This is a genomic window from Pseudoxanthomonas sp. (assembly GCF_051953815.1).
Lineage (GTDB): Bacteria > Pseudomonadota > Gammaproteobacteria > Xanthomonadales > Xanthomonadaceae > Pseudoxanthomonas_A.
The window spans coordinates 1-9,039 of record NZ_JBQCIJ010000045.1 but is presented as its reverse complement, the minus strand read 5'-3'; the positions used below and the strand labels follow the sequence as shown (position 1 = coordinate 9,039).

The 9,039-nt window shown below is 68.1% G+C and carries 7 protein-coding genes and 1 riboswitch; of the genes, 3 read left to right on the top strand and 4 right to left on the bottom strand.

What is annotated here, in order from left to right; all coding sequences use genetic code 11:
* The coding region (gcvP, locus tag ACTHN1_RS13885) for an aminomethyl-transferring glycine dehydrogenase (protein ID WP_440471528.1) at window positions 1–2,573 on the bottom strand (2,573 nt) is incomplete at its 3' end.
* 52 nt (window positions 2,574–2,625) lie between these two features.
* Window positions 2,626–2,739, bottom strand: a riboswitch (glycine riboswitch).
* Window positions 2,740–2,905: 166 nt separating this feature from the next.
* Here gcvP and ACTHN1_RS13880 point away from each other — a divergent pair.
* The 3 genes from ACTHN1_RS13880 to ACTHN1_RS13870 are packed head-to-tail and all read left to right on the top strand — an operon-like array spanning window position 2,906 to window position 5,068.
* Window positions 2,906–3,364 (top strand): VOC family protein, encoded by a 459-nt coding sequence (locus ACTHN1_RS13880; protein WP_440471527.1) that lies wholly within the window; start codon window positions 2,906–2,908, stop codon window positions 3,362–3,364.
* Window positions 3,361–4,617 (top strand): multidrug effflux MFS transporter, encoded by a 1,257-nt coding sequence (locus tag ACTHN1_RS13875; protein WP_440471526.1) that lies wholly within the window; start codon window positions 3,361–3,363, stop codon window positions 4,615–4,617. Before ACTHN1_RS13880 ends, ACTHN1_RS13875 begins: the two co-directional genes overlap by 4 nt.
* Before the next feature lie 22 nt (window positions 4,618–4,639).
* The gene (locus ACTHN1_RS13870) at window positions 4,640–5,068 is read left to right on the top strand and encodes a hypothetical protein (protein ID WP_440471525.1); all 429 of its coding nucleotides are present in this window, start codon (window positions 4,640–4,642) and stop codon (window positions 5,066–5,068) included.
* 149 nt (window positions 5,069–5,217) lie between these two features.
* Here ACTHN1_RS13870 and ACTHN1_RS13865 read toward each other — a convergent pair whose 3' ends face one another.
* The 3 genes from ACTHN1_RS13865 to ACTHN1_RS13855 form a co-directional block, all read right to left on the bottom strand.
* Entirely contained in the window at window positions 5,218–5,757 is a 540-nt protein-coding gene (locus ACTHN1_RS13865) for a metal-dependent hydrolase (protein WP_440471524.1), read from the bottom strand.
* Window positions 5,758–5,974: 217 nt separating this feature from the next.
* On the bottom strand, window positions 5,975–7,537 hold the full coding sequence (locus tag ACTHN1_RS13860) for a hypothetical protein (RefSeq protein WP_440471523.1): 1,563 nt from the start codon (window positions 7,535–7,537) through the stop codon (window positions 5,975–5,977).
* A gap of 116 nt (window positions 7,538–7,653) precedes the next feature.
* The coding region (locus ACTHN1_RS13855; RefSeq protein ID WP_440471522.1) for a M2 family metallopeptidase at window positions 7,654–9,039 on the bottom strand (1,386 nt) is incomplete at its 5' end.

The following is a 9,039-nucleotide window of genomic DNA, read 5'->3' as shown; positions in this document are numbered from 1 at the left end:
TCCACCATCAGCGTGCCGGCCACCGGGAAGCTCAGGGTGGGGGCGTGGAAGCCGAAGTCGATCAGGCGCTTGGCCACGTCCTCGGCGCTGATGCCGGTCGCGTCCTTGAGCGGGCGCAGGTCGAGGATGCACTCGTGCGCCACCAGGCCGTTGCGGCCGGTGTAGAGCGTCTCGTAATGGGAGCCAAGCCGCTTGGCGATGTAGTTGGCGTTGAGCAACGCGACCTGGGTCGCACGGCGCAGGCCTTCGTTGCCCATCATGGTGATGTACATCCAGCTGATCGGGAGGATCGAGGCCGAGCCGAAGCTGGCCGCCGACACCATGCCCACCGGCGTGTCCTCGCCGAGCTTGCGCGGCAGGAACTGAGCGAGGTGCGACTTGACCGCGCACGGGCCCACGCCCGGGCCGCCACCACCGTGCGGGATGCAGAAGGTCTTGTGCAGGTTGAGGTGCGAGACGTCCGAACCCCACTTGCCCGGCTTGGCCACGCCGACCAGCGCGTTCATGTTGGCGCCGTCGGTGTACACCTGGCCGCCGTGCTGGTGGATGATGTTGCAGATCTCCACCACGTCCTCTTCGAACACGCCGTGGGTGGAGGGGTAGGTCATCATGATCGCGGCCAGGCGATCGCTGTATTTCTCGGCGGCGCGGCGGATGTCCTCGACATCGACGTTGCCGTTGCTGTCGCACTTGGTCACCACCACCTGCATGCCGCACATCTGCGCGCTGGCCGGGTTGGTGCCGTGCGCGGATTCGGGGATCAGGCAGATGTCGCGCTTGGCCTCGCCGCGCGAGCGGTGATAGGCGCGGATGGCCAGCAGGCCGGCGTACTCGCCCTGCGCGCCGGAATTGGGCTGCAAGCTGACCGAGTCATAGCCGGTGCATTCGACCAGCATGGCTTCCAGGCCATCGATCAGTTCCTTGTAGCCCTGCGCCTGCTCGGCGGGCGCCAGCGGATGCAGGTTGCCGAATTCCGGCCAGGTCACCGGGATCATCTCGGCGGTGGCGTTGAGCTTCATGGTGCAGCTGCCCAGCGGGATCATGGTGCGATCCATCGCCAGATCCTTGTCGGCGAGCGCGCGCATGTAGCGCAGCAGTTCGTGCTCGCTGTGGTGGGTGTTGAACACCGGGTGGGTCATGAACTTGCTGGTGCGGCGCAGGCCTTCCGGAATCAGCGACGGCGCGGTGGCGTCCAGCGCGTCGATGCTGGGCAAGGAGGCGCCGGGTTGGGCGAACACGCCCCACAGCGCTTCCACGTCGGCGCGGGTGGTGGTTTCGTCCAGCGAGATGCACAGCGAGCCGTTGCCGCGCACGCGCAGGTTGATGCGGGCCTGTTTGGCGCGGGCCAGGATCGCCTGGGCGGCGTCGCCGGGGTCGATGCACAGGGTGTCGAACGCGCTGGGGTGCACCGAGGCGTGACCCAGCGTGCGCAGGCCTTCGGCCAGGATGGCGGTCAGGCGGGCCACGCGGCTGGCGATGCGGGTCAGGCCTTCCGGACCGTGGTAGACCGCGTACATCGAGGCCATCACCGCCAGCAGCACCTGCGCGGTGCAGATGTTGGAGGTGGCCTTCTCGCGGCGGATGTGCTGCTCGCGGGTCTGCAGGGTCAGGCGGTAGGCGGGATTGCCGTCGGCGTCCACCGACACGCCGATCAGGCGGCCGGGCATGGAGCGCTTGTAGGCGTCGCGGCAGGCCATGAAGGCCGCGTGCGGGCCGCCGAAGCCGAACGGCACGCCGAAGCGCTGGGTGTTGCCGACCACGATGTCGGCGCCCATTTCGCCCGGGGTCTTGAGCAGGGTCAGCGCCAGCAGATCGGTGGCCATGACGAACAGCGCCTGGTGGCCGTGGATGATCTCCGCGTCGCGGTCCCATTCCTCCAGCCAGCCGCTGGAGGCCGGGTACTGCACCAGCACGCCGAAGTAATCGCCGGCGGCCAGCTTTTCATGGAACGCCTCGGTCGAACGCACGATCTCGACGGTCAGGCCGAGCGGTTCGGCGCGGGTCTGCAGCACTTCAATCGTCTGCGGATGGGTGTCGCCGGCGACCAGGAACACGTTGGACTTGGATTTGGCCGACCGCTTGGCCAGGGTCATCGCCTCGGCGGCGGCGGTGGCTTCGTCCAGCAGCGAGGCGCTGGCGATTTCCATGCCGGTCAGGTCGGTGATCATGGTCTGGAAGTTGATCAGCGCTTCCATGCGGCCCTGCGAGATTTCCGCTTGGTACGGGGTGTAGGCGGTGTACCAGGCCGGGTTCTCCAGGATGTTGCGCAGGATCACCTTGGGGGTGTGGGTGCCGTAGTAGCCCTGGCCGATGAAGCTCCTGAACACCTGGTTCTTGTCGGCGACGGCGCGGATCTTGGCCAGCGCTTCCTCTTCGGTCATCGCGGCGGGCAGGGCCAGCGGCGCGGCGGACTTGATGTTGGCCGGGACGATGGCGTCGGTCATCGCCTCCAGCGAGTCGTGGCCGACCACGCGCAGCATGTGCGCGATTTCGGCATCGTTGGGACCGATGTGGCGGGCGATGAAAGCGTCGTGGTGCTCGAGATCGCGAAGCGAGGACGGAGTCTGGGACATGGGCAGGGGCATCCGGAAAAGGCATGAAGCCGGGCGTGCGAAGTGCGCACGTGGGTGCCCCTCTGTCCTTTTGCCTGAGAGTTTGGAAGCGCCGCGGACGAGGTCGCGGTGGTGCTTCGTGCCCCTTCGGCGCCGGCGCGTGGCCGATCTCTCCAGAGTGTTTGCAGCGAGGGTGGTATCGGGCCTGAGCGATTACGGGCGTTTGCGCCTTCGGCAGCGGGTTTCCCCGCTTCTCCCACCTGGGTCTTGCGGCGCGGATTATAGCCTGCGGCCGCCCGCATCGTCCCGGTTGGCCTTACCATGTCCGGCTCCCCGCGCCGGCTTCCCTGTTCATGAATGCGCCCCCCTTCCGATTGCTGCGCCTGGACCACGTGGTCCTGCGTGTCCGCGACCTGGCGGCCATGCGCGCCTTCTATTGCGGGGTGCTGGGCTGCGCCGTGGAGCGGGACCGGCCGGAGCTGGGCCTGCTGCAACTGCGGGCCGGGGAGTCGCTGATCGACCTGGTCCCGGTGGACGGCAAGCTGGGCCGGCTGGGCGGGGCCGCGCCGGGCGCCGGCGGCCGCAATGTCGATCATCTGTGCCTGCGGGTGGAACCCTTCGAGCGCGAGGCGCTGGCGGCCTACCTGCAGGCGGCCGGGGCGAACCTGGGTGAGTTCGGCGAGCGCTATGGCGCCGACGGCATGGGGCCGTCCCAGTACCTGCAGGATCCGGAAGGCAACACGGTCGAGCTGAAGGGGCCGCCGACCTCGCCACCGGTGGATCCGTCCGCCGCCGCCGGGGGCGCGCCATGACCGGCGTCCGCAAGCTGCCGTCCAACCGCCGCCTGGCCCTGTTGCTGGGCGGGCTGGCGATGTTCGGCCCGTTCTCCATCGACACCATCTTCCCCGCGTTCAATGCGATGGGTTCGCAGCTGGGCGTGGACAAGCTGGCGATGCAGCAGGTGATCAGCGTGTACCTGCTGACCTATGCGCTGATGAGCCTGGTGCATGGTCCGCTGTCGGACGCGTTCGGCCGGCGCAAGGTGATCCTGGGCGGCCTGTTCGTGTTCCTGCTGGCCTCGATCGGCTGCGCGCTGTCGCAGGACATGGCCACGCTGCTGCTGTTCCGCGCGTTGCAGGGATTCTCCGCGGGCGTGGGCTTCATCGTCGGCCGCGCGGTGATCCGCGACGTGCTGCACGGCGACGACGCGCAGCGGCTGATGAGCCAGGTGTCGATGATCTTCGGCATCGCCCCGGCGATCGCGCCGATCATCGGCGGCTGGATCCTGGGCTGGAGCGCGTGGCCGGTGATCTTCTGGTTCCTGGCCGGCTTCTCGCTGCTGTTGCTGCTGACGGTGGGCGTATGGCTGCCGGAGACGCATCCGCCGGAAGTGCGGGTGAAGGTCTCGCCGAAGCACCTGCTGCGCGACTACTTCGCCATCGCCCTGAATCCGCGATTCCAGCGGCTGGCGCTGGCCGGCTCGCTGAGTTTCGGCGGCATCTTCCTGTACATCGCCTCGGCGCCCATTTTCGTGATGGATCGGCTGGGCCTGAACGAGCAGCAGTTCGCCTGGCTGTTCCTGCCCACCATCGGCGGCATGACCCTGGGCGCGTTCGTGTCCGGGCGCGCGGCCGGACGCATCAGCGGCACCCGGTTGACCCGCATCGGCTTCGCCTGCATGGGCGTGTCGACGATTGCCAACATCGCCTACAACGCGTGGGCCGGCGACGCCATCGGCATTCCGTGGGCGGTGTTGCCGATGTGCCTGTCGGCGTTCGGCGTGGCGCTGATCTTCCCGATCCTTACCCTGGCCATCCTCGACATGTATCCGCGCCAGCGTGGCGCGGCCTCGTCGCTGCAGGCCTTCAGCAACCTGCTGATCAACACCATCATCGCCGGCGTGATCTCGGCGCTGCTGAGCCGTCACGGCCTGTGGCTGGCGCTGGGCGCGGGCGTGCTCACGCTGGGCGGCTGGGCGATGTGGCGTTGGGAAGCCCATGTGAGCAAGCGCGCCGAGAGTTGTCCCAAGGAACCGGCCGCGCTGGAACCCACCGATCAGATCTGAGCTTTCAGACAAAGGAACTCCCATGTCCACGAATTCCAAGGCCCGCCGCGACGCCAGGAAGCGCAAGGTGATCAAGGCGCGCAACCTGGCCCGCGCCAACGCCCCGGCGATCGAGCCGCATGCCGAGCTGCGCAATCCGCAGGGCGACCTGCTGGCCGGCGTCGTGCGCCAGGCCGGCGTGTGGGTGCTGGGCATGGACGGCCGCATCGCCGGCAGTTCCGACAGCGCCGCCGAAGTGCTGGCGATGATCAAGCGCGCCGCCGCGCTGCACGAGGCCAACGGCCAGCCGGTGCGGCTGGTCTATTCGGACGAACTGCGCGATACCGCCGTCATCGAGGCCGCCGCGCAGGGCCTGAGCCTGGAAGATTTCGAGAAGAAGCTGGAAGCGGACATGCGCGCCGGCGCCGGAGAGACCGAAGCCGAACCGGACGTGGCGCCTACCCAGCATTGAGTGATTTCCCCGCAGGAGCGACGTGAGTCGCGACCGAGGTGATCGGGATTCTTCGTCGCGACTGACCTCGCTCCTACGGAGGCACGGGTCGCGTTCCATCGTCTCCGTATGGGAGCGACGTCAGTCGCGAACGGGACGAACGGGATGCTTCATCGCGACTGACCCCGCTTCCACAGCACACGTGGTGCGGCGAGCGCGGCCAACAGCAGCAGCGCCGGCACGCCGATCCATCGCGCCTCCGACCACAGCACCTCGACGCCGCGCGCGCTGAAGAAGCGGTGCGCGAAGGGCGAAACTTCGATCACCTGCCAAGGTGCGAAGAAGCGCTGATCCGACCACGGCCACAGCAGGGCCACGCCCAGGCCGCCGTTGGTCAGCATGTCCAGCAGGGGGTGCGACAACACCGCCAGGCCGACGAACAGGAAGGTCGTCCACGCTTTCGCGCGCAGCAGGCGGTGGCACAAGGCCGCCCCGGCGCCGAGCGCCAGCGCGAAGACGAGGGAATGGCTGGCGCCGCGATGGCCCAGCGCATCGGCGTAGGCGATGCCGAGTTTGAACGCGACCACATCCGCGTCCGGCAGCATCGCCGCCAGCGCGCCCGCCACCAGCAGCCGCGGCGGAATCCGCCGGCGACCCAGTCCAAGCCCGACGGCGAGAGGAACCAGTGCGTGGGCGAAGACGGTGGGCATTGCGGGCACTCCGGCGGAACGGGAGCGCCACCTTCGCGCGACTGTTTGAAGGGAGCGTGAAGCCACCGGCATTCCTGCCGGCGGCCGAGTCATCACGCTAGAACGCAGGCATCGGATGTCATGCGCGCGACGGGCGCCGTCGCCACGCGTCCTGCGCACATCGTGGGCCGGCGCGCGATCCCGCGAACTGCCGGGATGCGGAGCGCATCCGCTCCGATCAGGGAGTGCCGTATCGACGGTACGCGGCGCGGCGCTTCAGCACGGTGCGGGTCTTGACCTGCGGCACCGCCGGCGTGCCGTTGGCGGAAACCGGATTGGCCTGGCCCGGAATCAGCGGCTGCGCGCCATTCATCAGGATCGGCGTGGTGGGCGCCAGCCATTGCTGGATATGCGGATACGCCACGTCGAAGCGCGAATACCAGTCGCGGTTCTGGGTGTTGGAAATCGAGCCGCTGTTCGCGCAGGAGGCGTCGCCACCGTGCAGGCCGCCGCGCAACTTGTATCCATCGGCGTGCAGGGTGAACAGGCCCGAGCCGCTGCTGCCGCCCTGGGTGCTGCCACTCAGCCAGGCCACCGCGTTGTGGGTGGGATCATTGCTCACCAGTTGCTGCCCGCTGGACACCTTCTTCGCGTCGCCCGCCGGATGGTGGATGCCGATGATCGCGCTCGACGCCGGCAGCGCGGCGGCGTCCCAGCCGCTGAACTCGGCGCCGGCCGGAGCCGGCTCGGCGAGCCGCAGCAACAGCGCGTCGGTCTCGCTGCTGGAATAGAGGTAGGTGGCGCCGCGGGTCAGCTGGGTGACCGTCTGCGAGACGCCGCTGTTGCAGCTGGTGGCCTCGTAGCGCCAGAAAGTATTGAGGGTGGACGCGACGCCCTGGTCGCTGATGCAGTGGTGCGCGGAATAGAAGTAGGGCGTCTGCGTGCCGGTGGCGGTGTCGTTGAGCAGGGTGCCGGTGCAGATGAAGCCACCGGTCTGGCCGTTCTCGTCCTTGCTGATGAACAGCATGTGCGCGACCGCGTTCTTCGCGCGGACGAAGCGATCGCCCAGTTCGGCGACGCGGCAGGCGGTGTCGATGTTGCAGCTTTCGGATTCGCCGATCTTTTCCAGGATCTTGAAATCGCTGCGACTGTTGGCCAGCAGGTGCGTCAGCTGCGGTGCGTTGAGGCGCGCCATCGCGACGCTGACGTGGGCGGGGCGGTAGATCTCGATCAGCTGGGTCTGGCCATCGGTGCCCGGCGTCCAGTAGATCCCCTGCGCATCGACCTGGCGCTGCGCCTCGCGCGCGCTGATCACCGCGACGACCTTGCCCGGCTGGTCCGAACCGGCGAAGCGCAGCTCCACATCCGGGTGCAGGGAGGAGACCTGCAGCCCGACGCGCAGCGCCAGCGCATCGGGCGAGGTGATGTCCATGCGCGCCGCCGCCGCGCCGCCGCCCAGCGCGCGCCAGCTCAGCGCGGGTTGGGCGAGGGTGGTGACGCCGTCGGCGCTCAGGCGACGTCCCATGCCGACCTGCACGGGCTTCATCTGTCGCGTGGCGTTGCGCTTCTGCAGTTCGAACAGGCGCTGCACGGGCATTTCGCGATAGCGCACGCGGGCACTCTGCAACGCGGTGAAATCGGGCGTGCGCCAGTGCGCGGCCGGCGCGGCCGGCGTGCGACTGGTCTCGCCGGAGACGCTCTGGGCCCAGGCCGGCGACAGCGCGACCACGCAGGCCAGCGCCAACAATCCCCCACACAGATGCATCCGCTTGCCCATCGTGCCTTCCCCCGTTTCGTCCATGGTCGGGTAATGGTATCAGCGTTGTGCCGGGCGACACCCGTGGCGCCGACAACCGGAGCGCCATGACGGACAAGGCCGGCTTGCGCCGGCCTTGCCGTGTTTCCCTGGCGGGGATTTCAGCCCTGCTTCTTCGCCGGTTCCTTCGCCGGCGCCGCGGGCGCGGCCGCGGTGGTGGCGGCCGGCGGTGCCTGCCAACCGCAGGTCTGGCCTTCGTTCTGCTGCTTCAGCCATTCCTGCAACGGCGCGAAGTATTCCAGCACAGCGCTGGCATCCATCTTCTCGGTGCCGCTCAGTTCCTTCAGCGTGGCCTGCCACGGCTGGCTCGCGCCCTTCTCCAGCATCGCCCAGAAGCGCTGGCCGGCGACCTTGTTGCCATAGAAGCTGCAGTTGTACAGCGGGCCCTTGTAGCCGGCGGCGTCGCACAGGCCCTTGTAGAACTGGAACTGCAGCACATGCGAGAGGAAGTAGCGCGTGTACGGCGTGTTGCCCGGCACGTGGTACTTCGCGCCCGGATCGAAGAAGTCCTCGCCACGCGCGGTGGCCGGTGCCACGCCCTGGTACTTGGCCTTCAGCTCCCACCAGGCCTTGTTGTAGTCGGCCGGCTTGATCGAGCCGTCGAACACGCCCCAGCGCCAGCGATCGATCATCAGGCCGAACGGCATGAACGACACCTTCGCCAGCGCCATGCGCATCTGCGCATTGATCAGGGCTTCGTTGCTCTGCTGCTGTTCGCCGACCATGCCGATCGACTTCAGGTAGTCCGGCGTCATCGCCAGCACCATTGTGTCGCCGATGGCCTCGTGGAAGCCATCGTGTGCGCCGGTCTGGAACAGCGGCGGCAGCTTGTTGTAGGCCAGGTAGTAATAGACGTGGCCCAGCTCGTGGTAGATGGTGGTGAAATCTTCTTCGTTGGGCTTGATGCACATCTTGGTGCGCACGTCGCCGCTCATGTTCATGTCCCACGCGCTGGCGTGGCAGACCACGTCGCGGTCCATCGGCTTGATGAACTGGGTCTTGGTCCAGTAGCTCTCGGGCAGCTTGGGCATGCCCAGGCTGGTGTAGAAGTCCTGGGCGCGCTCGGTCATCTGCTTGGCGACCTGCAGCTGCGCTTCGCGCTCGGCCTGGAACAGCTTGTCCGTGCCCGGGCCCGGACCTGCCTTGGCCAGCGCCGCCTGGTAGTCGGCCTGGTACTGCTTCTCCAGCGCGCCGGTGATGTCCAGGCTGCCGGCGCCCTTGTACGGCTCCAGCATGTCCCATAGGTTGCCCCAGTCCTGCTGCCACATGTTGCCCATCAGGTGCGCAGGCAGCAGGCCGTTGACCTGGCCTTTTTCAACCCCGTAGGTGGCCTGCAGCTTGGTGCGGGTGTAGCAGTGCAGCTGCTCGTACAGCGGCTTGACCTGGCCCCACAGGCGGTCGGTCTCGGCGGCGAACTGCGCCGGCGGCATGTCGTACCCCGCCCGCCACGCCTCGCCGGCGTCGGCGAAGCCCATTTCCTTGGCGCC

Coding starts and splice junctions, on each gene's coding strand:
- ACTHN1_RS13880 (WP_440471527.1), top strand. CDS start 2,906: ATGAATGCGCCCCCCTTCCGATTGCTGCGCCTGGACCACGTGGTCCTG.
- ACTHN1_RS13875 (WP_440471526.1), top strand. CDS start 3,361: ATGACCGGCGTCCGCAAGCTGCCGTCCAACCGCCGCCTGGCCCTGTTG.
- ACTHN1_RS13870 (WP_440471525.1), top strand. CDS start 4,640: ATGTCCACGAATTCCAAGGCCCGCCGCGACGCCAGGAAGCGCAAGGTG.
- ACTHN1_RS13865 (WP_440471524.1), bottom strand. CDS start 5,757: ATGCCCACCGTCTTCGCCCACGCACTGGTTCCTCTCGCCGTCGGGCTT.
- ACTHN1_RS13860 (WP_440471523.1), bottom strand. CDS start 7,537: ATGGACGAAACGGGGGAAGGCACGATGGGCAAGCGGATGCATCTGTGT.